The following is a 23,054-nucleotide window of genomic DNA, read 5'->3' as shown; positions in this document are numbered from 1 at the left end:
CTAGTCTTTATTTTTCTTGTTCTTTGGTCTATTCTTACATTCATTCATAGAAAATTTATGCCTTTGGGCTTATGTTTTACTATTTTTTATCTCGTCTCTGTATTTATGAAAAATGCTACTTTATTAGTAATTGGAGTATTCATAATTATATTATTTTGGTTTTTATATAATAAGTTATCTATAAGGATAAAATTATTATTATGTGCCACATTTTTAATTTTTGGGTCAGTTTGGTTCATTTTATTCTTTTTTTTACGAATCAAATCATATTAAGGTAAAAGGGGTTTTATGCAATACTTTGTAACCATTTATATAGATATTCTTTTTGAAAAAGACTTGTTAAAGCTAGATGTTACCCACGCCCTTCTAGGACTTACACGCAAACACCCCGATGAATTAATCATAGGGGCTTTAAGAACAATCAATAAGCGTTAGAGGAAATATGATGATAAAAAAAGAAACATTCAATTATAATTTACTCACGCAAACACCTGATAAAATTTTTTATATTATTATAATGAATCTTGTAAGTATTGGGTTTGCTATTGGTGTTATTATGCTTTGGTTCTTTATAGACAGAATGCTTGTATCCTTTGCGGGATTCTCCTATATTGATATTATAAACAATATTAATATAGGAATTATCATTTGTAGCATAATTCTCTTACCAATTATTTTGGGGGTAGATGTTCTTAAAGTTTTTAAAAATATATTATATATTTTTGTTTTTGTTATATGTTTATTTTTGCTTGGAAAAATTTTAAATTTTCAATGGGGGTGGCTATTAGTAATTTTTGGAAATCTTATAATGATTGTTCCAAATATTTTACTATTGTGTGAAAAAATTAATTTTAAACTTTTTTTATTTCATTTATTTATTGTAAATTTCATAGCCTTTGCTTATAACTTTATAGCTTATGGAGAAATGACAAAATGAAACACTACGCAACAATTTATATCAAAAATATGCAAGCAACATCATTAGTTCCTCACACCTTTTTAGGTTTAACAAAAGAGAACCCTGATAAGCTAGGTAAGCAAGAAATAGAAATACAAAAATATAAAGATGATTATTTAAGCGGAAGACAATTTTTAATTAAAACTAAAGGAAAATGGTATGAAAATATTTATCCTAGTATCTTAAGTGATGACTTTCAAGGAGAGGGTTTTTGGGGATTTGGACCAGAAAATTTTGCATTTTCTTATCCTGTCTATAAATCAGGCAAAGTTTTTGAAAATAATCAGTATATTCCAAAGGAAATACTACGATGAAAAAAGAGTCGTTTAAATGGGGTAAATTTATTTTAGATTGTTTTATGTGTTTTGGTATTGTGATAGTTTCTCCATTTGTGTTTTTTTTATCTAGTTAAATGGATTTCTAATTTGTCTTTACAATGGCTTTTATACCCAATACAATGGTTTTTTAATATTAATACTCACACCATTAATGACATAGCAAGTATAACTAGTTGGTTTTGTTTCCTAAGTATCATTTCATTCCTTATTATTAATTTCTTTTATAAAATACACAAATTAAGTTTATTTCTATCATTAATTTTTATGATATGCTATACTGCATTTGGATATTATTTTTTTAGCCATTTATAAAGGATTCTAAAATGCCATACTTCATAACCCTATACATAGAACCTATGAAACCAAAATTAGATAAAATACCTGTTTCAATCCCTCACGCTTTTTTAGGTTTGACTCACACACACCCTGATGAATTAGATTCACAAAGTAATATTGAGCTAGAGAAATATTCTAATCTGCAATCCTTGTATGGAGGTATCACTTGAATCTCCCCATATACTCAAGCCTAAAAGCAAAGCTAGAATCTAAAGGACTAGATTCTACCACAAGCGGACAGATTGCGTGGTTTGCGTGTAGTATAGTATTTTCTTGGACAATTGTGTTTTTTATTAATACCATTAATCTTAGTTTAGATAGCTTTATATACAATCTATTTCAAAACAATATAATACATACAATAAAAATAACAATACTATTTGCCTTTGTTTTTAGTTTTTTATATTACAAAAGTGCAATTCCTTTGGGTTTGTCCTTTTTTATAAGTATGTGTATATTTTTCTTGTCATATGATATGTGGTATATTATCGGTTATGTTACAATGGCTGTATTGTTCGTGGTGTGTTTTTTGAATAGAAAATTTATTGCAAGCTCCTTATTGATTTTATGGGGATATTACTATTTTTATGTTTGCATTACCGTTATTGCATCATATCACTAGAGGAGGTTTTATAAATGAAACATTATGTAACTCTTTATATTGACCCATTGTTTGGAGAAATAACAAGAAGTGTTGATATAAAAAATCCAAGCACTTATCTTAATTTAGACGCCACCCACGCCTTACTATCTATATCCACCCAATGCAAGGTGTCAATATCCCTCACGCTTTTTTAGGGCTTACCCACACTCATCCTGATGAATTAGATAAACTCAAAGATGTTGATATATACAAATATCAAGTAGGATATGATTCTGACAAGCCCACGCTTATACATGTAAAAGATAAGTGGTATAATAATATCTATCCTAGCATATTAGATTCTAACTTTGGCGATGAGGGATTTTGGGGCTTTGCTCCTGTAAAGTCTAAAACTAGCCATTGGGGCGTAGTCTTTGAAAATAATCAATACATACCAAAATGGCACGATAACTTTCAGCAATACACTTATATAGATAAGCGACCACTCTCTACTTTTTGGCAACAAAACCGCTGTGTATTTGAAGCCTCAAAAGAGCAGTATGAGGCAGTTTTGCAGTCTATCAAAAAGGAAATTTCGTGAAAAATATCATATTAAACTACACTTCGCTTACAGACACAAAGGATAAAATTTTGTATATCATTGTAATGAGTATTGTGAGTGTGATATGTGCAGTATGCTTTGTTATATCGTATTTTTATATACTTGATTGTATCAAAGTTTTAGTAGAAAATGTCTCTTTAGTTTATGCTTTAAGCATATCCTTTGTTGTGTGTTGCATGTATATTATGGCAATCATCTGTGGTGCAAGTATCTCAAAAGTAGGCACAAATGCTTTGTGCGTGTCTAGCTTTCTTGTTATATATTTTTTATCCTTTTCTTTTTTGGATTCTATATTGGATTTTCAATTTGGCTGGTTTTTAGTATGGTTTGGTTTTTTTATTATGATTCTCCCTAATATGCTTTTTCTCCTTGATAAGATTCCTATAACAATATTTTTACTATTCTTTTTGATAGTGAATATTCTTGCTTTTAGTATTAATCTATTAACTTATGGAAGTTGGTATAAATGAAATATTTTGTAACTATGTATATTAAAAATATGCAAACACTCTCAATTATCCCTCACGCTTTTTTAGGTTTGACACATACTCACCCTGATGAGTTAGATAAACTCAAAGATGTTGATATATACAAATATCAAGTAGGATATGATTCTGACAAGCCCACGCTTATACATGTAAAAGATAAGTGGTATAATAATATTTATCCTAGCATATTAGATTCTAACTTTAAGGAAATCGTGTGAAAAAAGAAAAATTTGATTTTTCTAAATTTATCCTAGATTGTTTGATTTGCTTTGGATTGATGATAGTGTCTGTTATTTTTTGCTCTATCTTAGTTTTTTTACTCTTTCAGTTAGTAGGATTATTGCTATATATTTTTGGTATAGAAACAGATCTTCATATATTGGGTGGTTTTGGTAATTTTTCTTTATTTTTCACACTCTGCCATACCTTAATGTTTATCATTTACTTCTTTTTAGAAAAGACAAATACTATACAATACAGAATCTACAAGCCAAGCTTTTGGTTTGTTTTTATAAGCATAAATAGCTATTGGTGGCTTGCGGCTTATCATCTTGCTAATGGCGGTTTTAGCAAATAATTAATAACTAAGGATTCCCTATGCAATACTTCGTAACAATCTATATCGATACTATGAAACCAAAACTAGATTTTATACCCTTTACCATTCCTCACGCATTTTTAGGTTTAACACATACGCACCCTGATGAATTAGATTCACAAAGTAATATTGAGATAGAGAAATATTCTAATCCACGATATGATTCACTGATAGGCTATTATTTTAATACTATCAAAAAAGACAAAGGCAAATGGTATGAGAGAGTGTATCCTAGTATATTAAGCGATGAATTTGAAGGCGAAGGATTCTTTGGCTTTGGTCCCGTTACACACGATACAAATCATTGGGGCAAGGTGTATGAGAATAACCAATATGCACCAGAGAGTAATAATGTAGTCAATGAATATGTAGAGCCCTATTATTACAAAGAACGCTCACTCTCTACCTTTTGGCAACAAAACCGCTGTGTGTTTGAAATCTCAAAGGAACAATATGAAGCGTTAGTAGAATCTATTAAAGTAGATGTAAAAAATACCTTGTATATCAACAAAAATTCTCAAGCAGCAATAACAAAGGAATTGAAATACGACTTTACGAACAACAACTGCACCACTTGGGCTTTAAACAAACTCGATTCCATAGGCATAGAGATTATCGACAATGAGGAGTGGCTACCTGATAATATTTCTACTAGAGATTCTTTGCTTCAAAAATTTCATTATTTACAATATCTTTATGCAGTATTTCGCAAATTCCAAAGTATAGATTCTAATTTAGAATCTATTGCTGGAGCAAAAGCCTTTAGGACTTGGGCTAGAAGTATGACACAAAATAAAATATTTTGTGCTTTAAAGATTGAGGGGGACATCACAAAAGGGCTTAATATAAGCACAGAATGCAAAAGGACTATCACACAAAATCAAAAGTATTATGAAAATAAGCTTAAAGATTTTATTACTAAAAGCTCTGATTTTATGCGAGTATATAATAATCGTATCAATGAGCAATTAGAGAGACTCCTCACAAAAGTTAAGAATCTAGGATACACAAATATACAAGGGGATTTTACTTTTATTATGTGGAATGATGAGCTTCAGACAAGAATGCTTTTAGATTCTAAACATAGAGATGAAAACACAAAAGACTATATCGCTTACCCCATAGAGCAGATAGACCCAAATATTCCAGCTTGTAATTGGACACTTAATCATAAGCCTCGTTTATATTAATCTTGCGTGATGAGATGTTGTGCAGGGCTGTATATAAAAATTACCATTATTCCAATATGTCAGAAAGCTTTATAGATTCTATCAACAAAAGCCATATAGCTATCCTAAGTGGCAACGATGATTTGAGCTATTGGAGTAAATCTCTACACGCATTACGAAAATCAGTAGTATGTGAGGAGTAATATATGAGCAATAAAGATACAAAACACATAGAGGAAATACGAGCTTATAATAACCAAACCATAGACTGTAAAGTCTTAGAATCTAAAGGCATAGATTCTATAAATTCCAAGCTATACTTTATGGGAGTAGAACTCACAGGCGGCACAGAATCTAATAAACCCTATAACGAATGCTTTTTTGGTGAGTTAGATTCTAAAGGAGTGTTTATAGAATCTAAGCCTGTGTATCACCTCCAAGCAAGTGATGAGCTTATAGAATCTACAAGCAACAATAGAGATTCTAGCAATGCAGATTCTAACAATTCCCTAAGCACCTTAGATGTGTTTTTAAATGGCTCTAGGCTTACTATTCTAAACTACTCCCTACTAGACTCTAGCCTCAATATCAAGCTAGAATGTAACTCCTCTGAATCTAAAGAGATAGTAGAGAGAGAAAAGACAATGAGAGATTGCCACGAAGCTAATGCTTCTGCTAATGACAATCCTACAAGCACCGCTATGCTTCACCCAATCCTAGAGGATACTGAAAAATTATGTTATACTATCAATCTAGCAAGTTAAAAGGAATGCAATGTTGTTATATAAAAAATGTGAAGTGTGTGGGAATAATATTAATAAATTGCAGAGTATTTGGAATTTGTATGAAGTATCTGAAAAGAATAAATTCAGCATTGTATGCAAAAATTGTCAAACTCGACATAAACCCAAAGCAGTGTTTTATATGTTCTTAAGATTTTTACCAACGGATGTTATTCTTGGCAATGTATTTTGTGCATTGTTCGTATGGCTTGTTTTTCCGCCGATGCAATGGTGGCTCATTATTATAATCAGCATTGCTTTTTGGCATATCATAAATTTTGGCATTGTATGTATAATGCCATTTTATAAAGATAGTAAAAATTGAGAGGAGATAGAAAATGGCAGAAAACAATAAAGATTTTACAGACCATTTAAGTGATTTTGGCGAAGGGATTGCATCTTTTTGGGTTGCTGCCTATAATTTTGGAGATTTTCTAAGCAGAATCTCTGGATTGCGTGATTGGCAACATGGTAGTATCGTGATAAAAGATTATCATCAGCAAGAAGCCATTGAGGAAGTGAAATTATTTTGGAAAGGTATTAGAACTTTTTTGAATAACGAAGAAACTAGAATGGCAGCGAAAGAAATGTTAATACAAGATTTTAAAGAAAGACCATTGTATTACATTGGTTCTTTTGCGATTACATCTGGAATATCTTCCACAATAAAAGCAGGGAATAAGGTTACGGCAAAAATACAATCTCAACCATTAAGAATTATTGCGGAACAAAGTATAAATGCAGTTCCAAGAACATTATTTGCTTCGACAATTTTTTCCACCAAAGCCCTTAATACAATCCACGAATTTTACCCAAGCTTTAAAACCCTCCAAAACAATATCTGCTCACTATATAGCAATGATAAAAACTACACCAATCTTTTTAATCAAGATATGATAATGTGTAGTTTTTCACAAAATGAAAATCCAGAATCTAAAACACAATCTCTACAACAAGAAATGCAAAGGCTCTACCATAATATTCAAAAAACTAATACAGAATTTAATGCGTATAAGCCTATTCCTATTATTTCATTTACAAATCCAAAGGTAGCCTATATCCAAAAGCTTAATCCTAAAGATATACACTCCCTCACACCAAACTCTCCCTTACACCTCCTTAAAGCCCTCTTTTTCTGTGAGAATTATATACTTTTAGATTCTAATAAAGAGCCATTATTAAGAGAATCTAATTGGCGAGAGTTTTATAACTACAAATCTGACTTTTATACTATCTTTATTGCTGATAAACAAGCCCTAACCCAAGACTACATCAATGAGAGAATATCCCTCTATAACGCCATAATGCAAATAAGAAAGCAAATACAAGATAAAGAAATACAAGAATTACAAAAACAACAGCAAGAGCTAGAGCAACAACTACAAGGATTAGATTCTAAAGAGAGAGAATCTAAACTCCAAGAATACCAAAGAGAGCAGGAAAGAAAACAAAGAGACAAAGAAAGACAAGCACAACGACAAGTAAGATTCTCTAAAGGTAATACTACAAGCACCACACAGAATCTAACAAATGCTTATACTGCAAATACTACACAGAATCTAAACACAAACAACAATGCCTATATCACAAAAGACTCCTATCTCATCTTAGAATCTAATGATAGAGATACAAAAATTATATTCTTAGATTCTCTTAAAGACTCTCATATTCGCACTTTTAGTAATCCCCAAGCCAATGCTAATACTTCTACTAACTCCCTAGATTCTAACAACAGCTATCTTGCTAATACCTCTCTTAGCTTTGCTAATCTTATATTCCAGCATAATAACAAAGTAAGCATCTTTGCTAGAGATAATAGCATTATAGATTATTGCTTAGAGGTGGTAAAGAGGATATAGACAATCCTAGATTTTTCTATGGAGAAAAGGGAGAGGTATATATGAGTGATGAGAGTGATAATATAGAAATCTTTTATAATAATGCAAGAGTATCTATGACAAACTACTATTATCACGCATATAGCTAATGTATAAAAGAATCAAGGGAATACACAATGAATCTAAGAGAATGCAAGATAAGATTCTAATCATACATAAATACATAAAGGATTACTATGCCAACACATACAGATATACAAGAGATACAACCAATAGATACTCGTTTCGCTATCAATCTCTCTACCAAAACTCCCCCTACAAAACACACAGAGCAACAACACAGACAAGCCTTGCAACAAAAAGACCAAGATTCTAAAACCCAAGATTCTATTCAATCTACCGCTATGCTCCACCCAATACTAGAGGATACTGAAATCAAATGTCCTCATAATGGAGTAGTAAAACTAAAGAGTAATAAAGGTAAACCTTTTAAGTCTAAAGGCATACCTATGATTCTAGAATCTGATTTAATCAACTCTCACATTATAGGCTGCACTAATAATATCGCAGGTGTTCCTACTCCATGCACTCTTATTTCTGTAATACTCCCTAGTGCTAGAGCTTTTAAAAAGTATAATGATGATTATCCCATAATGCAAGATTTAGTCTCTAGTGGTGTAATGAGTGATAAAGGATTTCCTCTTATTTGCACACCTAAAGAAAATACTTTTAGGATAAACTCACCAAATCCTAGTAATGCTAATACACAAAGCAAAGAAGCATTACTTGCAACAATAAAACTTACTAAACCACTACTAAGATTGTATTATAAAATAAATACAAAGCAAAAAGACAATCTTCCCATATATAGAATAAAGTGTAATGGTGGGATTAGCAAGTATATTGTAGAATCTTATACAATCAAGATTAAAGAGATGGCGTGAATGACTAAAGAATCTATTATCTTAAAACTTAAGCAAACTTTTACAATCAAGAGAATCTTAATATCTCTAATATCTTTATTTTTTATAGGTGGGTGTTCGACAATATTTATTGACCCTAGAAGCTATATTGCTTGGTTTTATTTATGCAAAAACGACAAACAAATACTTTATGATAAAAATTTATATGATAAATTAGAAATACAAGATTCTTACAAGGGAGTAGAACCTATACGGGAAATAACTGATTTGCAATCTCTTTTCGCCACAAAAATAAAAACAAAGGCTATTTCACAAAAAAAGATTTTAGGAGTTCGCAGGACTGAATACGAATGGTATATAGATAACACATTAGTTAGTAAAGGAATAGGTTATGACATGACTTTTTATCGTGTTAAGTTTCAAGGTGATGAAGCATCTGGTTGGAATTGGAATATACAAAAATCAAATGCGTGGTGCAAAACAAAAAGATATTTTATCGATATTAGCAAGGAAAATTAATGACAAGCAAAAAAAGAATCAACAAAATCAAGGATATGGCAGAGGTAGCTGATGCAGGTTATGCGATGTTGTATTATGTGTTTGAGGATGTACAATGAATGTCATTAAAAAATATCTCACACTGAAGAAAGTTCTTGTATTTTTTGCTGTGGCATTTTTAGTGTTGTTTTGTGCTGCTAACTTTTCGACAGCTTTTATGGATTGGCAGTATTATAAGGCAAAATATATAAATAATAAGTGTAGTGGAATTTATATTTATGATAAGGATTTATATGAAGAAGCCAAAGAATATGGCGATAAAATAGCAATTTTATCTAATGGCTTTCCCATTAAGAGAGAAACTCTTGAAGTAAATACGCAATATGGTAGGATTTGGATTCTAGGAAAGAATATTTTTTATATAGATGATAGCGGAAATAAACACACTATTTATCAAATAAGAGAATATATACAGAGGTATTTTAGAATTTATCTTAGTGGTGATGAGGCAGCAGGGTTGAGGCTTAATACTCGGGATTTTCATTGGTTTCAAAGTAAAAACCATACTTTTTATATAGAAGAGTATAATAACACTCTTAAAGGAATTTGTGAATGAGTAACTCAAATAAAGAAATGATAAATAAATTCAAAGATTACGCAGATTGCGCAGATGCGAGTTATGCAAAGTTACATTATGTGTATGAGAATATAGATTCTATATTTGAATCTAGGAAGTGCGTATGAGAATGATATATGCAATCTTTGGAATCTTGGTAGTAATACCTATAGTAATACTTGTATTTAGCGGGGGTAATACACAATTTCTTGACCCACAATACTACAAGCTTAGAAAACTTGAAAACGATACAAGTGGATTATATGTGCTTGATGAAGAGTTGGATAGAGAGGCAAGGAGAATAGGAGTGGGCAAAATCCTACAAAATGGATATAAAGTAATTTATGAATATGAGGCTGATATAGATAAAATTGATAGCAGAATAAAAAGTGGGAAGCATTTAATATATTCTTATATTGATGGGAACGGACAAAAAAATACTATAAGTTATTATTTATGTTATAAGTATTATACCTATGGCTTATGGCTGATTGGTGATGAAGGCGCTGGATTTAGATTTAAAGGTGGCGATGAATCTGTATGGCTTTGTAATAGGGATAATGTATTTTACTACGATAAAGAAACAGATACTTTCATAAAAAAGGATAAAAATGACAAATAAAGAAATGATTACAAGATTCAAAGATATGGCGGATATAGCAGACGCTTCATATGCAATGCTTCATTATGTTTTTGAAAACATAGATTCTGTATTCAAATCTAAAAAATGGGAAGAAGCTGATAATATAACCAATAGGGATAAAACAATAGAAAACGATAAATATTTAAATGGTAATATTATACTACCAAATTCTAATACCGCCTATGCTCGTGCCATAGAATCTCGCTTTCAAAAAGATATAGTTATAGAAAAGGGAACATTTGTTGATGATAAATTAGGGGATAGTCCTAAAATGGTATCAGTCGCAAGAGAACTTTCTCAAAGAACCAAAAACTTCGTCAATCGCTACGAACTCATAGAACACCAGCCCAATGCAGATTATGGATTTTCTGCCACTTTATTTAAAGACACAAAAGCAGATTCTAAAGATTCAGAATATATCTTAGCCATTCGTGGCACAGAGATAACCCTTGAGGATTTATCCATTGACATAACCCTTGCTAGAAATGGTATCCCTATGCAGTGCTATGAGTTAGCAAGATTCTATGAGGAGCAAATTAAAAAGCATTTAGATTATAAACAAAAACTAATTATTGTAGGGCATTCGCTAGGTGGGTATTTAGCTCAAAGCTTTTGCTTTATGTATCCTGATAGAGTAGCAGAACTCTACACATTTAACTCTCCCGGATTGCTTGGAGCTTGGAATAAGGACTTTATCGATGATCTTTTGAGTAGTTTTGAGATTGCTACCTATGCTGTTGGTGGTGCAGGTATCGCAAGAAAAATAGGCTTTAAGCTTTTAACAAAATCGCCCACTACTTTAAAGGTTATGGCGGTTTTAGGGCTGCTATCTTTAACGATTAATATCAAGTATGCGACTTGGATACCAAAGGAACTACAAAAATATAGTGGCATCATTAAATACCTCATTAAAAATATAAAAGATTCAGAATCTAGAGAGGGCAAGTATATGCCCTATCCACTAGACAAAAACAACCACTATCACATAGAAGCCACAAATCTACTTGACTTTGAAAAACATATGAGTGATACAACCTTTTATGTGAATCTTATCCAGCATTTAGGCACAGATATAGCAGGGAATTATTATCCTATCTATCTTGGGAATGAGTTATCAAACTCACATTTCTTAGCTCCAATGCTAAATGTCCTCTACTTCTACTCCTATCTTTTAGAATTAGATTCTAATTACGATAAAGTCAAAGATAAAAGCCTTAGTGAGTGTATAGAGTATTGCAATAAATTTATGAATGATATAAAGATTCATTTAGAAACTTTTGTAATAACAACAAACAAGAATAACAAAAGAAGTTTCGAGATAAAAAATGGACCATTTACACTATTTAGGGATTCTCCTAAAGAAATGGATTTTTTAGAAATATTTTTAAGCAGGGTTGCAGTGATTATTGGTAAAAGCAATCAGGAACTATCAATGCAAGGTAAATCGTATTATACAAGCTCTATGCAACCCACTATTCCCAAAGAATCTATAATAGACTTTGTCACTACACTTTCAAACGATGGATACTATATGAGTATCTTAGATAAAGAATACTTTGCTGAGATAAGAAAAAAATGTGATGATATCAATAATATAAATAATGTAGGATATAAAGCTTGTCTTGCAGAATATAGAAACTTTATCATCATAAATAAAAACAATCAAATAATAGAAAACAAAGACAATCTAGGTTCAATCTATGGATATAATTCAAGTGTATATAGAGCAGTGCATAATAAGTGGTGCGAAACCTCACTAGGAAGTCATTGCAAAATCATACAAGGCTTGTATTATGGTGGTAAAGCAACAATGATAGCAGTTAAGGGAGCATAAGGAAACAAGAATGTTAGAGAATAGTTTTTATATTTCAATACATAAAGAAAAACAAATAGTTCATATCAACCGCATAAACAATAATACAACCCTAGATTGCAAAACAATCCATAACATCATCTTTGAAAACCTACAAGAAAATGAAGCATACAGGGATATAAGCTTACAAGATGTATATAGCTATGAAGTATATGTGTTTTTAGAATCTATCCTTCTTGCAGGTGGTGATGAATCTAAGAGTTTAGGTTATGAATGCTTTTTTGGCACATTAGATTCTAAAAGCTTAGAATCTAATAATTTAGATTCTAAAGATAATAATCTAGGCTTAGATACTCTTAAGCCTATCTATCATTTACAAGCTAGCGATGAGATTATAGAATCTACAAGCAACAATAGAGATTCTAGCAATGCAGATTCTAACAATTCCCTAAGCACCTTAGATATTTTTTTAAATGGCTCTAGGCTTACTCTCCTAAATTACTCCCTTTTAGATTCTAGTCTTAACATCAAATTAGAATGCAATTCCTCCGAATCTAAGGCAATACAAGAGAGAGAAAAAGCACAGAGGGATAAAGATTCTTCACCTGTGGCTAGTAATGACAAAAGTCAATCCACCTCTATGCTCCACCCAATACTAGAGGATACTGAAATCAAATGTCCTCATAATGGAGTAGTAAAACTAAAGAGTAATAAAGGTAAACCTTTTAAGTCTAAAGGCATACCTATGATTCTAGAATCTGATTTAATCAACTCTCACATTATAGGCTGCACTAATAATATCGCAGGTGTTCCTACTCCATGCACTCTTATTTCTGTAATACTCCCTAGTGCTAGAGCTTTTAAAAAGTATAATGATGATTATCCTATAATGCAGGATTTAGTTAGTGGCAATGTCTTTAGTGATAAAGGATTCCCTCTTATTGCTACACCAAAGCCTAATACATTTAGAATAAACTCCCCTAAGCCAATAGATTCTAACACGCAAAATAAACAAAAGCTAGAGCCACAAATAAAGCTCTATAAACCAGCTCTAAGACTGCATTATAAAATCACTCCATTACAAAAAGACAATCTCCCTATATATAGACTAAAGCTTAATGATAGTATTATAGAATCAAATAATGACACTCCACTAGATTCTATCACTATTGATATAGCTAAAGATACTAAAGATTTACATGATATACATAACTTAGATAAAGCATTGCAAGATATACTCTCTATATTGCATTCCAATCTTAAACAATCTTTTATGAAAGAATATATGTATAAATATGTATCTTTACAGCTGGATTCTAATATGCTTTTACTTATACTCCTTATCCCACAAAAGATTCCAAAAATCTATAAAGAAGCCTATAAAGAATACCAAGATAAAGAGTATGGTGTTGGTAGATATACATATGTATATGAGTATTGCTATCATAAAGATTTAGACATAAAAGACTATGCAAAAATAGGATTAGATTCTAATCCTAGCAATGCTACTATCCTTACGCTACACACAGCCTATAAAGCACAAAAGCTAGAAGTAACACTTGCTAATGGATTAGATTCTATAATAGAATCTAGGGATAGACAAAGACAAGCCAAACTTGCTAGAGAATCTAAAGAATCTAAAAACTCTCAACAAGATAAGAGACACAACACAGATATAACTTCCTCTCACATAGAATCTCAAACTATAGAATCTAAACAAAAAGATTCTAAACATAACACAAAACAAATCATAGATTCTCTACTCACACTTAAACTTATCAATGGGGGATATAAAGATAAATTGTGGAGTTATGGGGAGGAGGTGGAAGAAGAGATAGAAGAGAAAATAGATATATCACAAGGCATTCTTATAGCGAGTAATGATGATGCAATAGCATATCAGGCATTAGAGGAAATGAATAAAAAAGAAAAATGGAAACAACTTAAAACATCATATCTTGCTATACATAATATTGCTCAGACAGATATAAAGATGTCAAGACAAAGAATAGGCGAAAAGAGATTATGGGATTGGATACATAGTGAAGACAATTATCTTGAGTATGGTGAGAATGAATTTATCAAAGCTGAAATACGTTATTATAAGATAGGTGGTCCCATATATGATGTATTTCTGAATACACCACATCAATATATTAATACTTGTGCTGCTAGAATCAGTAAAGCTCTTACGGATTTTGGAATAGTTATTAAAAAGCTACAAGGCATGAAAAATAATGCTTATGTGGCAAATGCTGGGACAAATACCAAGCCCTATAAAATTCTTGTAAGAGTTGAAGATATGATAGACTTTTTAAAACTTAATGATAGTTTGGGAGAGCCTATCGTTTTTAGACCAAAAGTAAATCAAACAAGTGATGCTTTTTGTAAGGAGGTTTTATCTAGCCTAAATGCTAACGGAATTATTGCCATGATAATTACTTTTAGAGATGCTGGTGGACATGTAACACTTTGGGATAATGATAAAGGAGAATTTTTAGACAATGTAGATAATTCAGATGGAGTAAACTATATGAACGGTAGATACAACATTAGAGAAGTATATTTTTGGGAGATTGCAAGATGAAATATATAGTTATATGTTTTTTGGGCATATCATTTGGTTTGGCTTTTTGCCTTGATGAAACAAAGGCGTATGCGGGAAAACAAATGTCAGCAGAAAATGAGTTTAGTAAAGAACCTACTACATATTATGTAAGATGGGCATTGATGTATTGCTTAGGTTATGTTTCTAATGAAAATAAAATGTATCAAATGCCCAAATGCAAAGCAAGAAAAGAAACAAAAAACCCACACCATATAGACAATATGGTGCAACTTTTTGGTAATCAAGCTTTTAAAGAAATAAAAGCCTATATTGACAAAAATCTAGAATATGAAACTTTTGATAAGGGGAGAGTTAATACGTGCTTTGAAAAAATCTATTACAACAACGAGATTCAAGAAAAATTTAAAGCAATAGTAGAGAAACACCGAAATGAAAAGAAATAATGGTTTTTATGAGTTACCAATTTCATATGACACTTATAGAATCTCATAATGATACTCCACTAGATTCACTAAGCATTGATATAGCAAAAGATACCAAAGAGCTAAGTGATACAAATAATCTTAGCTCTAACTTACAAGATGTGCTCTCTAGCATATATGTTAGCCTAAAGCAAACCTACACCAAAGGCTATAAATACCACTATCTATCCTTACAGTTAGATTCTAATGTCCTTATTCTCATACTCCTTATCCCACAAAAGATTCCAAAAATCTATAAAGAAGCCTATAAAGAATACCAAGATAAAGAGTATGGTGTTGGTAGATATACATATTTATATGAATATTGCTATCATAAAGATTTGGACATAAAAGACTATGCAAAAATAGGATTAGATTCTAATCCTAGCAATGCTACTATCCTTACGCTACACACAGCTTATAAAGCACAAAAGCTAGAAGTAACACTTGCTAATGGATTAGATTCTATACTAGAATCTAGGGATAGACAAAGACAAGCTAAACTTGACAGAAAATCTCAAAACAGCACAAAACAACAAAGCATAGATTTCCTACTGACTATTACCCTTATAAATGGTGGTTATAAGGGTAAGTTATGGGGATTTAGGGAAAATAGCGAAGATGGTATAACTATACTTAATCCAAAAAAAGACTTTATGGGGGCAGAGACAATAAGGACAAGCATTCAAAAATCAACTCCACAAAGAAATAAACAAGTTCATCTTTTATTTTATGGTGGTGCAAGAAAAATTGGAGACAATGCGGCATTTTATTATGCTTCTATAAATGTTCTAAAAGATTATAAGCACTATTATCCTAATGATATTTTTATACATGAATTTGTGGATTCAGCAAAAACTATAGTAGATAAAATTAATGAACAAAATATAGAATCTATTGCTTCATTAGATCTATTTTTTCATGGTAGTAAATGGGGATTATATATGTATAAAGGTGCTTCAATGTATAAAGAATTGTTGAGTGAAGACATTAAAGAAAACAAATTAAATGCAAGTCTTTATGCCAGTAAAACCGCAGATTTACTGACTGCTTGGGACACTCATGAGGAAAAAAGGACAATATATGATGTAAAATTTGATCGATTTATTTCAAAAGGAGCAATCATTGAAATACATGGTTGTGAATCTGGCGGAGATATTTATGTGATTGATAGTATTTCAAAAAATCTATCCGAAGAAATTCCACAAGGATATGTTGTGGGACACACCACAAAAACAAATCCAAATATTGATAACACGCAAGATAATGCAAAGCAAGATTATCGACATGGAGTAAGGGCTATTTGGCAAAATGGCAAGGTCATCAAAAAAACCACGCAAAAAAGGTGGATAAATTTTAACAAGGAAATGATATGAGACAATATGTATTGATTGCATTGTTGTTATTCTTTTGTGCGTGTAGTGTGGATAAGCCTATCACATTGTATGCGATAAATATGATGTATGCATGTGAGTGTCCAAGATATAGGGTGTTTAGGGTAGAAGATACAGAATCTAGACTTACAGATGGTGAAATTGATTTAGATAAAAACGCAAATCTTTCTAATGAAATATGGCATGTGATGAATTTGGAAGTTCCTCAAAATCTTATTGGTGTAGATTTGGAATTAGAGTTTGAAAGTGCCGAAAAAGAAAGGGAGTTTAGCAAAAATGAGGGTGTATCGCCTATCTGTAATATTTATTATTTTAACGGCACATTGCATCAAGGATTATTTGGCAAAGCAACTCTTTATGTTAAGGATTACACAATTATGCCAAAGAGTAAAAATTGTATCTCGCAGATAATTGAATAATGATTGTATAAAATTTACTATATATAAGGGATTTTTTATATGTAAAATGGGGGTTTGAAAAGCCATACAATCCAAAAGAAATGTATTCAAAAAATGATAATATAGCATTTAGACAAGAGTTGCAAAACTTTAAGAAAAATGGTATTGTGGTTATGCAAGTAAGTGGTTGGGGAAATGCAGGGGGACATACGACTCTATGGAATGGGAAAGGGTTTTTAGATGAGACAAATTATTTAGACTATTATAAAGAAGCTATATTTGTCCGAGAACTCTGTTTTTGGGAATTATTGTAAAGGGAGAGTTTATGTGATGAAAAAACTTTGTTTGTTTTTGTTTTTATGTATTAGTAGTGTATATGCAGATTCAAATACAGAGTGTTTGGGCGTAGATTTTCTATCAAGTCGCCCACTTAAAAAGGCTGATAGTGAATTCCATTATTTTGCAAAATCAAGAATGATAAAGACGGCAAAGGAATTTGGAGTGGGAATCTGTCTTGATTATTATGGATTGTCGCAAAAAATTGAAATAATGGAAATGCAATGGTTTGATATATTTTTTCAACAAATAGAACAAGTGGGCAATACAGATAGTGGACGATGTTACACTACAAACAAGCGAAAGCAATTGCAAGAGGAAATAAAAACTTATGTGCTATCACAACCACAAGGAATCTCAAAGATACGAACCTGCCTAGAACTCTACGATTCCAAAGAATACCAAGCCGAAGTTGAACGCATTGTCAAAAAATACTGCAAGGATTGTCAATGAGTATCCCCCAATATCTCCCTAAACTCTTTAAAGAACCCTATAAAGACTATGAGCATAAAGATTATGGTATAGGACAATATAAACCACTCCTAAATTATTCTAAAGACATTAAAGAATACAGAGAATCTACTCATTCTAAAGATACTTCTTTACAATCTATAAGCATTACTCATACAAGAGTATTCCTTTCTCCTTTTAAAGCGAACAAACTTCACTTTACATTTGCATTAGGCTTAGATGATTACTTAGACAAAGACAATACCACAGAGTTAAAGATAATTATTGGAGGGGTGTATGATGAAGGAGAGATAGAATCTGATCTAGTAGCAACTCTAGCAAGTAATGATGATAGATTAGAGTATGAAGCATTAGAGGATACTAAGGAAGAAAAACAAATCACAGAAATATATTTTTCTTATGGAGAGGATAAGATAAAACTTAAGGATATTTCAAGACATTCACAAGATATAAATTTGCATATAAGAACACAAGGGTATGAGGAGGGGGAAATAATAAAGGTAAAATTAGAATCTTCTACCAATCAAACATTTATTGTTCGTGGCAGAATACAGAATAACGAAGCATTCATAATGAATGTTTTAAAAGAAATTGAGGAGGAAAGATAGAATGGGAATAACAATAACGGCAACCTGTGAAGGTAAATCTAAAAGTATAGAGTGCAGGAGACCGAGCTTTAAGGAAGTTAGAAAAGAATATGATAAAATCAATACCGCCAATCCAAATGATGAAAATTTGCAAGAAGCATTTAGACAAGGCATAGTAGATAATGGTATATGGAGAGGTAAAACAGAGAAAATATCAAAAAATACAGCAGAAAATATAATACAATCTATCAAAGATGGACAATATGATGATAATGTATGGCAGAGATACGCTTTGGTTGGAGGGAAACCTTTAAGCGAATATATTAATTACAAGGATTTCTTTAGATTTGGTTATGTGTATCAAGATTATAGCAACACTTGTGCTATGCAGGTAAGCTATGCGCTCAATTATGGAGGAATGCCGCTTCATACCGAAATTAAAGCAAAAGAATATAACTCTATGTATGGTAGAGGTGAGAAATATCTTTATATTTTAGGAGCTGATTATATAGGTAGGTATTTGAATGATAAATGGGGTAAAGCGGAAGTTGCCATAGAACCAAAAAGCAATGATGAAAGAAAATTGACATTTAATAATTTGCAAGGCAACACAGGTATTGCTGTGATAAAAGGACGGCATTTTATCAATCAAAAATTTAGTAGCAATTTTTCGCATACTACCTTGTGGAATACAAATGACTTTGTGGATGTGCAAAATAAAACAAACTACAATTATCTGCTTGAGCTTATATGGAATGATAGCTTTGGTAATACGCATATCTATCATTCTAGCAATTTTCAATTTTGGGAATTAAAGGACTGATAATGAAAAAAATAAAAATTATTATATTATTTATGTTTGTATTGTGCGTTACTTTTAGCAGTGCTATTGAGGCTATTACTATTTTAAAAAAAGCTGATAACCTGCCTTATTCCTATGAAAAAAAGGTGAGTATGCTTAAAAAATTGGGATTTGAGTATTGTGTTGAGCAGGATAAGTTTAGCGAAAATAGTTTTTGGTTTTTTCACATTACGCATAAACTTCAACTGCGCAACAATAATCATTCGTTTTTCTACATTGAAAATAATGATGGTTTTATGCAGTTTAAAAATTTCATAAAAGCTCATACACAATCCAATTTTATGCCACGATTCTATACCTGTCTTGACCTCTACGATTCCAAAGAATACCAAGCCGAAGTAGAACGCATTGTCAAAAAATACTGCAAGGATTGTCAATGAGTATCCCCCAATATCTCCCTAAACTCTTTAAAGAACCCTATAAAGACTATGAGCATAAAGATTATGGTATAGGACAATATAAACCACTCCTAAATTATTCTAAAGACATTAAAGAATACAGAGAATCTACTCATTCTAAAGATACTTCTTTACAATCTATAAGCATTACTCATACAAGAGTATTCCTTTCTCCTTTTAAAGCGAACAAACTTCACTTTACATTTGCATTAGGCTTAGATGATTACTTAGACAAAGACAATACCACAGAGTTAAAGATAATTATTGGAGGGGTGTATGATGAAGGAGGGTGTTGAAAGTGGTGAGAAAAATTGAGAAGTAGAATGTAAGGGAGAATCAATGCAAACTAAATTCAATGGTAATTATATCAAAAGAATCAGCTTTTATGTCGGAATTATAGCCTTTATTGCGTATTTGGTGATCAGCCTTGTAATGTGGATAATGGATATAAATAAAGAAGTGGATAATATCGTAAATAATGCCAAAGCTGAACTTGCTCCATTCATAGAGTGGTATGAAAAAGATTCGGCTAGGGAGTTAGAATCTATCCAAAATCTTACCCAAGAAAGCCTAAATGCACTTAATATAAATGCTACCATTCATCAAAACTTGCAAGACATTCAAAAGGCGATTGATAATACTGAAATTCTGTCAAATTTTATTTTGCCTTATGATGATGAGAATGGAGCGTTGCAGACGATTGTAGATGTCGGAAGAATGATAAAAACAAAATTATTTATTATTGCGGATTTACTATCCAAAGAACGAGATTTCAATCCTAATCAAACTTATTTCATCTTACACGACAAAGAACGCACCCAAGATTACCAAAACTTTTTGGATTTTTTAGAATCTTGTATTAGCAATGACTTTTCAAACCCTAAAAAATTAGAAAAGGCTTCGCTAGACAAATTGGGAATTTATTATGCTGGAATGGCTATATTTTATAATGCCTTTAATTCTTTGTTTCTAAGCGACATTGAAAGCAATACTTGCGATGTTAATCGGCAAGATATTCAACGCGCTATACAAAGATTCAATACTTCTAAATCACATTTTAAAACCATATCGGCGCAATTAGATAAATATACCGCAAAATCTGATAAGGCAAAAGGTTTCAAAGTCGAAGTGGAAAAAGTGATACAAAAAAATTCTCAAGACGAAAAAGTTATCTCCACTATCCAATCCAACCTCAAGGTGTGCAAATGAGCGATAAAATAGAAATTATCATAAAGCCAGAAAATGAAGTTGATAAGCAAGAGGTAGAAACACTAATAAGAGTCCTTAAAAAAGCAGATATAGCAGACAATGCAATAGTAATGTTAAAAGAAATGGAGCAAGAACAAGATGAAGCAAAGATAAAAGCATTGCAAGAGAAAAGCCAAGAAAAGAAAGAACAAGATGACCCTTTTCATCAGAAAGATATACAATCTTTTAAAGATAAGGTTGATAGTTTTGGAAATCTTACGACCATTGCAGAGCAATCCGAAAAAACTCAAACACATAGTAAAACCCTTTAGATTTATTCTCACTCGTGTAAGCAATCAACTCCTTGCTGTTGATGCTCTCATTGAATATCAAAAAACAGGTGATGGATTAAAGGTAGTCTTGAAAGTAGGAGCAACAATCGTAGCAGATAGAATCTTTCAAATTGGTGTTGTAGCTTCCGCAGGAATTGCTATTACTGCATTTATAGCCACAGCCATTGCAAGTGTAAGTATTGTCGGTGCAGTGGTAGTTGGGATAGCTATTTTTATAGGAGGAGTGGCTATTTCTTGGTGGATAAGCAAACAAGTTGAAAAACTTGTAAATTATGTTGGAGGTTTTATGATTGACTATATTAGGGAAGCTGATTTTTATTTTACAGAACAAGAAATGCAGCAGCTTAGTGTAGCTCATTGTCATAAAACTACACAAAGAATAATGCAAAGATTTTCAGGAAATTATAATCATAAGGAAACATTTATTAATGGTGTTGATATGACTGATAAACTTTACCCCAATCCCTATATATTATCAGATAAAGCAATCATACCTAGAGGTTTTAGTAACACTTGGAGAAATCTAACCACTAAACAATTAAAGGAATTAAATGATACAATAAAAATCTCGGAGGAAATAAAATGATTAAATGTAATTTATTGACTGCACAAGATATAGATAATCTCAATAAAGATTCCGAAACAATTTATTTAAAAGCTTTATATCAGTGTGAAAGTAGTATATATTTTGATGATGATAATTTGTTGTATGGAAATAATACAAGGGAATTTTATAATTATAAATCATCTTTTTACCTTTCCTTCCTCTCCAACAAAGATTCTATAACTGATGAATACTTAGAAGCTAGAAAGAATCTCTACCATTCAAGGCAAACTATCAAGCAAGAACAAGCACAAGAGTTAGAATATCAAATCAGCGACATAGTTTCTCACAGCATAAATACTCACAAAGGAAATAGGATAAGTTCCAATAATCTCATTTTAGAATCTCAAGACAAAAGCATTCAAATCATTTTCTTAGATACTTCCCGTTCCCTTTCTCACCTCCTCCATATCCATAACAATAAAATAGACATATTCACTAAAGATAAAACTTACTTAGACATACAAGAATTAGAATCTCTACTGCAAGAATATGTGAATACAAATACAGAGAGCAATAATACAAAACAAGATTCACCTATAAGTTTAGATATTCTTAACTCTCCCTCTACTCAAATCTTTTTCTATTCCACTCTTCTCACAGGCTCATCTGAAATACAATCTAATCCCTTTTTCTTTGGTCAATTAGATAAAGACAATACCATTAAACAAGATACACCAACTTATCACTTCTCCCCCAAAGATGAAGAAAATAATCTAGGCACACTTACTATCTTTTTAAACTCTTGCACTCTTACTCTTTTAAACTACTCTCTCTTAGATTCTACTCTAAATATTAAACTCACATTAACAAACAAAGAATCTAAAGCCAAACAACAACAAGCTAAAGCCAAAACAAAACAACAAACACAACCTGAACAATTAAAACCTTTAAGCACTGCAATGCTTCACCCTCTACTAGAAGATGATGAAATAAAATGTCCTCATAATGGAGTAGTGCAATTACAATCTAATAAGGGTAAAAGTATTACAGATAAGAATATCCCTTTTATTTTAGAAACTATTAAAAGGCAAGTAGCTTGAAAATTCCTCTCTATTCAACACTCAAAGCAAAGCCAGAATCTAAAGGAATAGATTCTATTACAAGCGGACAGATTGCGTGGTTGTGCTTTAGTGGTTTGGTAAGTTTTATCATCGGATTTTTTTGTGCATTATATATTTCTGCAAACTTCAATTCCTTTGAAGCTCCTCGAATATTTTTATTTGCT

General features: G+C 31.5%; 34 protein-coding genes. 32 read left to right on the top strand and 2 right to left on the bottom strand.

Translation table 11 applies throughout. From position 1 onward, the window contains the following. Nucleotides 1-288: 288 nt before the first annotated feature. The 4 genes from HCN_RS11520 (at nucleotide 289) to HCN_RS10675 (ending at nucleotide 1,802) form a co-directional block, all read left to right on the top strand. Nucleotides 289-435 (top strand): hypothetical protein, encoded by a 147-nt coding sequence (locus tag HCN_RS11520; RefSeq protein WP_023947316.1) that lies wholly within the window; start codon nucleotides 289-291, stop codon nucleotides 433-435. Nucleotides 436-445: 10 nt separating this feature from the next. Continuing rightward, nucleotides 446-937: a hypothetical protein gene (locus tag HCN_RS10685; RefSeq protein WP_034549401.1), complete on the top strand. Its 492-nt coding sequence runs from the start codon at nucleotides 446-448 to the stop codon at nucleotides 935-937. Further along, nucleotides 934-1,272, top strand: a complete 339-nt coding sequence (locus tag HCN_RS10680) for a hypothetical protein (RefSeq protein WP_014667658.1) — start codon at nucleotides 934-936, stop codon at nucleotides 1,270-1,272. The genes HCN_RS10685 and HCN_RS10680 overlap by 4 nt, the downstream gene beginning before the upstream one ends. Nucleotides 1,273-1,619: 347 nt before the next feature. After that, nucleotides 1,620-1,802: a hypothetical protein gene (locus HCN_RS10675; RefSeq protein ID WP_014667657.1), complete on the top strand. Its 183-nt coding sequence runs from the start codon at nucleotides 1,620-1,622 to the stop codon at nucleotides 1,800-1,802. Here the strand turns inward: HCN_RS10675 and HCN_RS11515 are convergent. Further along, nucleotides 1,795-1,935 (bottom strand): hypothetical protein, encoded by a 141-nt coding sequence (locus HCN_RS11515; RefSeq protein WP_158309896.1) that lies wholly within the window; start codon nucleotides 1,933-1,935, stop codon nucleotides 1,795-1,797. The genes HCN_RS10675 and HCN_RS11515 overlap by 8 nt on opposite strands. A 461-nt stretch (nucleotides 1,936-2,396) precedes the next feature. Between HCN_RS11515 and HCN_RS12290 the strand changes: the two genes are divergently transcribed. The 28 genes from HCN_RS12290 (at nucleotide 2,397) to HCN_RS10535 (ending at nucleotide 22,869) form a co-directional block, all read left to right on the top strand. Beyond that, nucleotides 2,397-2,816 (top strand): hypothetical protein, encoded by a 420-nt coding sequence (locus HCN_RS12290; protein WP_014667656.1) that lies wholly within the window; start codon nucleotides 2,397-2,399, stop codon nucleotides 2,814-2,816. Beyond that, nucleotides 2,813-3,307: a hypothetical protein gene (locus HCN_RS10660; protein ID WP_041309722.1), complete on the top strand. Its 495-nt coding sequence runs from the start codon at nucleotides 2,813-2,815 to the stop codon at nucleotides 3,305-3,307. The genes HCN_RS12290 and HCN_RS10660 overlap by 4 nt, the downstream gene beginning before the upstream one ends. Continuing rightward, complete coding sequence (locus tag HCN_RS10655) at nucleotides 3,304-3,543, top strand: hypothetical protein (protein WP_014667655.1); 240 nt, start codon at nucleotides 3,304-3,306, stop codon at nucleotides 3,541-3,543. Before HCN_RS10660 ends, HCN_RS10655 begins: the two co-directional genes overlap by 4 nt. After that, nucleotides 3,540-3,902: a hypothetical protein gene (locus HCN_RS10650; protein WP_041309721.1), complete on the top strand. Its 363-nt coding sequence runs from the start codon at nucleotides 3,540-3,542 to the stop codon at nucleotides 3,900-3,902. The genes HCN_RS10655 and HCN_RS10650 overlap by 4 nt, the downstream gene beginning before the upstream one ends. A gap of 20 nt (nucleotides 3,903-3,922) precedes the next feature. Further along, a complete protein-coding gene (locus tag HCN_RS10645) occupies nucleotides 3,923-5,113 on the top strand; it encodes a hypothetical protein (RefSeq protein ID WP_014667654.1) in 1,191 nt (396 codons plus the stop codon). 185 nt (nucleotides 5,114-5,298) lie between these two features. Then, nucleotides 5,299-5,856: a hypothetical protein gene (locus HCN_RS10640; RefSeq protein ID WP_002957544.1), complete on the top strand. Its 558-nt coding sequence runs from the start codon at nucleotides 5,299-5,301 to the stop codon at nucleotides 5,854-5,856. A 10-nt stretch (nucleotides 5,857-5,866) separates the two neighbouring features. After that, complete coding sequence (locus tag HCN_RS10635; RefSeq protein ID WP_034548549.1) at nucleotides 5,867-6,199, top strand: hypothetical protein; 333 nt, start codon at nucleotides 5,867-5,869, stop codon at nucleotides 6,197-6,199. A gap of 13 nt (nucleotides 6,200-6,212) precedes the next feature. Then, nucleotides 6,213-7,733: a hypothetical protein gene (locus tag HCN_RS10630; protein ID WP_014667653.1), complete on the top strand. Its 1,521-nt coding sequence runs from the start codon at nucleotides 6,213-6,215 to the stop codon at nucleotides 7,731-7,733. A 215-nt stretch (nucleotides 7,734-7,948) separates the two neighbouring features. Next, a complete protein-coding gene (locus HCN_RS11160; RefSeq protein WP_014667651.1) occupies nucleotides 7,949-8,656 on the top strand; it encodes a hypothetical protein in 708 nt (235 codons plus the stop codon). Continuing rightward, the gene (locus HCN_RS10620) at nucleotides 8,657-9,154 is read left to right on the top strand and encodes a hypothetical protein (RefSeq protein WP_014667650.1); all 498 of its coding nucleotides are present in this window, start codon (nucleotides 8,657-8,659) and stop codon (nucleotides 9,152-9,154) included. Nucleotides 9,155-9,248: 94 nt separating this feature from the next. Beyond that, nucleotides 9,249-9,749 (top strand): hypothetical protein, encoded by a 501-nt coding sequence (locus HCN_RS10615; RefSeq protein WP_014667649.1) that lies wholly within the window; start codon nucleotides 9,249-9,251, stop codon nucleotides 9,747-9,749. After that, nucleotides 9,746-9,877, top strand: coding sequence for a hypothetical protein (locus HCN_RS12470; RefSeq protein WP_023947345.1), 132 nt, complete (start codon nucleotides 9,746-9,748; stop codon nucleotides 9,875-9,877). The genes HCN_RS10615 and HCN_RS12470 overlap by 4 nt, the downstream gene beginning before the upstream one ends. Then, complete coding sequence (locus tag HCN_RS10610; protein ID WP_014667648.1) at nucleotides 9,874-10,371, top strand: hypothetical protein; 498 nt, start codon at nucleotides 9,874-9,876, stop codon at nucleotides 10,369-10,371. Before HCN_RS12470 ends, HCN_RS10610 begins: the two co-directional genes overlap by 4 nt. Next, nucleotides 10,361-12,226 (top strand): alpha/beta fold hydrolase, encoded by a 1,866-nt coding sequence (locus tag HCN_RS10800; RefSeq protein WP_014667647.1) that lies wholly within the window; start codon nucleotides 10,361-10,363, stop codon nucleotides 12,224-12,226. The genes HCN_RS10610 and HCN_RS10800 overlap by 11 nt, the downstream gene beginning before the upstream one ends. A 10-nt stretch (nucleotides 12,227-12,236) precedes the next feature. After that, nucleotides 12,237-14,792 carry a T6SS effector amidase Tae4 family protein gene (locus HCN_RS11765; RefSeq protein WP_014667646.1) on the top strand — a complete coding sequence of 852 codons (2,556 nt, stop codon included), beginning with the start codon at nucleotides 12,237-12,239 and terminating at the stop codon, nucleotides 14,790-14,792. After that, nucleotides 14,789-15,217 (top strand): hypothetical protein, encoded by a 429-nt coding sequence (locus HCN_RS10590; protein WP_005219845.1) that lies wholly within the window; start codon nucleotides 14,789-14,791, stop codon nucleotides 15,215-15,217. Before HCN_RS11765 ends, HCN_RS10590 begins: the two co-directional genes overlap by 4 nt. 8 nt (nucleotides 15,218-15,225) lie before the next feature. Continuing rightward, entirely contained in the window at nucleotides 15,226-16,611 is a 1,386-nt protein-coding gene (locus HCN_RS10585) for a hypothetical protein (RefSeq protein WP_232501888.1), read from the top strand. Continuing rightward, complete coding sequence (locus HCN_RS10580) at nucleotides 16,608-17,048, top strand: hypothetical protein (protein WP_002957538.1); 441 nt, start codon at nucleotides 16,608-16,610, stop codon at nucleotides 17,046-17,048. Before HCN_RS10585 ends, HCN_RS10580 begins: the two co-directional genes overlap by 4 nt. Nucleotides 17,049-17,071: 23 nt before the next feature. Further along, entirely contained in the window at nucleotides 17,072-17,341 is a 270-nt protein-coding gene (locus HCN_RS10575) for a T6SS effector amidase Tae4 family protein (RefSeq protein ID WP_081495252.1), read from the top strand. 16 nt (nucleotides 17,342-17,357) lie between these two features. Next, nucleotides 17,358-17,816: a hypothetical protein gene (locus HCN_RS10570; RefSeq protein WP_014667643.1), complete on the top strand. Its 459-nt coding sequence runs from the start codon at nucleotides 17,358-17,360 to the stop codon at nucleotides 17,814-17,816. Beyond that, entirely contained in the window at nucleotides 17,813-18,442 is a 630-nt protein-coding gene (locus HCN_RS10565) for a hypothetical protein (RefSeq protein ID WP_041309719.1), read from the top strand. The genes HCN_RS10570 and HCN_RS10565 overlap by 4 nt, the downstream gene beginning before the upstream one ends. A 1-nt stretch (nucleotide 18,443) precedes the next feature. Further along, on the top strand, nucleotides 18,444-19,244 hold the full coding sequence (locus HCN_RS10560) for a type VI secretion system amidase effector protein Tae4 (RefSeq protein WP_014667641.1): 801 nt from the start codon (nucleotides 18,444-18,446) through the stop codon (nucleotides 19,242-19,244). A 2-nt stretch (nucleotides 19,245-19,246) separates the two neighbouring features. Beyond that, the gene (locus tag HCN_RS10555) at nucleotides 19,247-19,663 is read left to right on the top strand and encodes a hypothetical protein (protein WP_014667640.1); all 417 of its coding nucleotides are present in this window, start codon (nucleotides 19,247-19,249) and stop codon (nucleotides 19,661-19,663) included. Further along, the gene (locus tag HCN_RS10550; protein WP_014667639.1) at nucleotides 19,660-19,977 is read left to right on the top strand and encodes a hypothetical protein; all 318 of its coding nucleotides are present in this window, start codon (nucleotides 19,660-19,662) and stop codon (nucleotides 19,975-19,977) included. The genes HCN_RS10555 and HCN_RS10550 overlap by 4 nt, the downstream gene beginning before the upstream one ends. A 43-nt stretch (nucleotides 19,978-20,020) precedes the next feature. After that, complete coding sequence (locus HCN_RS12285; protein ID WP_014667638.1) at nucleotides 20,021-20,890, top strand: hypothetical protein; 870 nt, start codon at nucleotides 20,021-20,023, stop codon at nucleotides 20,888-20,890. After that, nucleotides 20,887-21,201 carry a hypothetical protein gene (locus HCN_RS12280; protein WP_014667637.1) on the top strand — a complete coding sequence of 105 codons (315 nt, stop codon included), beginning with the start codon at nucleotides 20,887-20,889 and terminating at the stop codon, nucleotides 21,199-21,201. The genes HCN_RS12285 and HCN_RS12280 overlap by 4 nt, the downstream gene beginning before the upstream one ends. Continuing rightward, nucleotides 21,137-21,808: a hypothetical protein gene (locus tag HCN_RS10540; RefSeq protein ID WP_232501887.1), complete on the top strand. Its 672-nt coding sequence runs from the start codon at nucleotides 21,137-21,139 to the stop codon at nucleotides 21,806-21,808. The genes HCN_RS12280 and HCN_RS10540 overlap by 65 nt, the downstream gene beginning before the upstream one ends. Beyond that, nucleotides 21,805-22,869: a hypothetical protein gene (locus HCN_RS10535; protein ID WP_014667635.1), complete on the top strand. Its 1,065-nt coding sequence runs from the start codon at nucleotides 21,805-21,807 to the stop codon at nucleotides 22,867-22,869. The genes HCN_RS10540 and HCN_RS10535 overlap by 4 nt, the downstream gene beginning before the upstream one ends. Before the next feature lie 10 nt (nucleotides 22,870-22,879). Here the strand turns inward: HCN_RS10535 and HCN_RS11570 are convergent, their stop codons facing one another. After that, on the bottom strand, nucleotides 22,880-23,020 hold the full coding sequence (locus tag HCN_RS11570) for a hypothetical protein (RefSeq protein WP_162129471.1): 141 nt from the start codon (nucleotides 23,018-23,020) through the stop codon (nucleotides 22,880-22,882). Nucleotides 23,021-23,054: the final 34 nt, after the last annotated feature.

Source organism: Helicobacter cinaedi PAGU611 (assembly GCF_000284635.1).
Lineage (GTDB): Bacteria > Campylobacterota > Campylobacteria > Campylobacterales > Helicobacteraceae > Helicobacter_C > Helicobacter_C cinaedi.
Note: the sequence above shows the minus strand (reverse complement) of the source record. Positions and strands in the feature narration are given on the sequence as shown.

What these genes read in the sequence shown, in the direction of transcription:
- HCN_RS11520 (WP_023947316.1), top strand. Translation starts at nt 289, where the DNA reads ATGCAATACTTTGTAACCATTTATATAGATATTCTTTTTGAAAAAGAC.
- HCN_RS10685 (WP_034549401.1), top strand. Translation starts at nt 446, where the DNA reads ATGATAAAAAAAGAAACATTCAATTATAATTTACTCACGCAAACACCT.
- HCN_RS10680 (WP_014667658.1), top strand. Translation starts at nt 934, where the DNA reads ATGAAACACTACGCAACAATTTATATCAAAAATATGCAAGCAACATCA.
- HCN_RS10675 (WP_014667657.1), top strand. Translation starts at nt 1,620, where the DNA reads ATGCCATACTTCATAACCCTATACATAGAACCTATGAAACCAAAATTA.
- HCN_RS11515 (WP_158309896.1), bottom strand. Translation starts at nt 1,935, where the DNA reads ATGGTATTAATAAAAAACACAATTGTCCAAGAAAATACTATACTACAC.
- HCN_RS12290 (WP_014667656.1), top strand. Translation starts at nt 2,397, where the DNA reads ATGCAAGGTGTCAATATCCCTCACGCTTTTTTAGGGCTTACCCACACT.
- HCN_RS10655 (WP_014667655.1), top strand. Translation starts at nt 3,304, where the DNA reads ATGAAATATTTTGTAACTATGTATATTAAAAATATGCAAACACTCTCA.
- HCN_RS10645 (WP_014667654.1), top strand. Translation starts at nt 3,923, where the DNA reads ATGCAATACTTCGTAACAATCTATATCGATACTATGAAACCAAAACTA.
- HCN_RS10640 (WP_002957544.1), top strand. Translation starts at nt 5,299, where the DNA reads ATGAGCAATAAAGATACAAAACACATAGAGGAAATACGAGCTTATAAT.
- HCN_RS10635 (WP_034548549.1), top strand. Translation starts at nt 5,867, where the DNA reads ATGTTGTTATATAAAAAATGTGAAGTGTGTGGGAATAATATTAATAAA.
- HCN_RS10630 (WP_014667653.1), top strand. Translation starts at nt 6,213, where the DNA reads ATGGCAGAAAACAATAAAGATTTTACAGACCATTTAAGTGATTTTGGC.
- HCN_RS11160 (WP_014667651.1), top strand. Translation starts at nt 7,949, where the DNA reads ATGCCAACACATACAGATATACAAGAGATACAACCAATAGATACTCGT.
- HCN_RS10620 (WP_014667650.1), top strand. Translation starts at nt 8,657, where the DNA reads ATGACTAAAGAATCTATTATCTTAAAACTTAAGCAAACTTTTACAATC.
- HCN_RS10615 (WP_014667649.1), top strand. Translation starts at nt 9,249, where the DNA reads ATGAATGTCATTAAAAAATATCTCACACTGAAGAAAGTTCTTGTATTT.
- HCN_RS12470 (WP_023947345.1), top strand. Translation starts at nt 9,746, where the DNA reads ATGAGTAACTCAAATAAAGAAATGATAAATAAATTCAAAGATTACGCA.
- HCN_RS10610 (WP_014667648.1), top strand. Translation starts at nt 9,874, where the DNA reads ATGAGAATGATATATGCAATCTTTGGAATCTTGGTAGTAATACCTATA.
- HCN_RS10800 (WP_014667647.1), top strand. Translation starts at nt 10,361, where the DNA reads ATGACAAATAAAGAAATGATTACAAGATTCAAAGATATGGCGGATATA.
- HCN_RS11765 (WP_014667646.1), top strand. Translation starts at nt 12,237, where the DNA reads ATGTTAGAGAATAGTTTTTATATTTCAATACATAAAGAAAAACAAATA.
- HCN_RS10590 (WP_005219845.1), top strand. Translation starts at nt 14,789, where the DNA reads ATGAAATATATAGTTATATGTTTTTTGGGCATATCATTTGGTTTGGCT.
- HCN_RS10585 (WP_232501888.1), top strand. Translation starts at nt 15,226, where the DNA reads ATGAGTTACCAATTTCATATGACACTTATAGAATCTCATAATGATACT.
- HCN_RS10580 (WP_002957538.1), top strand. Translation starts at nt 16,608, where the DNA reads ATGAGACAATATGTATTGATTGCATTGTTGTTATTCTTTTGTGCGTGT.
- HCN_RS10570 (WP_014667643.1), top strand. Translation starts at nt 17,358, where the DNA reads ATGAAAAAACTTTGTTTGTTTTTGTTTTTATGTATTAGTAGTGTATAT.
- HCN_RS10565 (WP_041309719.1), top strand. Translation starts at nt 17,813, where the DNA reads ATGAGTATCCCCCAATATCTCCCTAAACTCTTTAAAGAACCCTATAAA.
- HCN_RS10560 (WP_014667641.1), top strand. Translation starts at nt 18,444, where the DNA reads ATGGGAATAACAATAACGGCAACCTGTGAAGGTAAATCTAAAAGTATA.
- HCN_RS10555 (WP_014667640.1), top strand. Translation starts at nt 19,247, where the DNA reads ATGAAAAAAATAAAAATTATTATATTATTTATGTTTGTATTGTGCGTT.
- HCN_RS10550 (WP_014667639.1), top strand. Translation starts at nt 19,660, where the DNA reads ATGAGTATCCCCCAATATCTCCCTAAACTCTTTAAAGAACCCTATAAA.
- HCN_RS12285 (WP_014667638.1), top strand. Translation starts at nt 20,021, where the DNA reads ATGCAAACTAAATTCAATGGTAATTATATCAAAAGAATCAGCTTTTAT.
- HCN_RS12280 (WP_014667637.1), top strand. Translation starts at nt 20,887, where the DNA reads ATGAGCGATAAAATAGAAATTATCATAAAGCCAGAAAATGAAGTTGAT.
- HCN_RS10535 (WP_014667635.1), top strand. Translation starts at nt 21,805, where the DNA reads ATGATTAAATGTAATTTATTGACTGCACAAGATATAGATAATCTCAAT.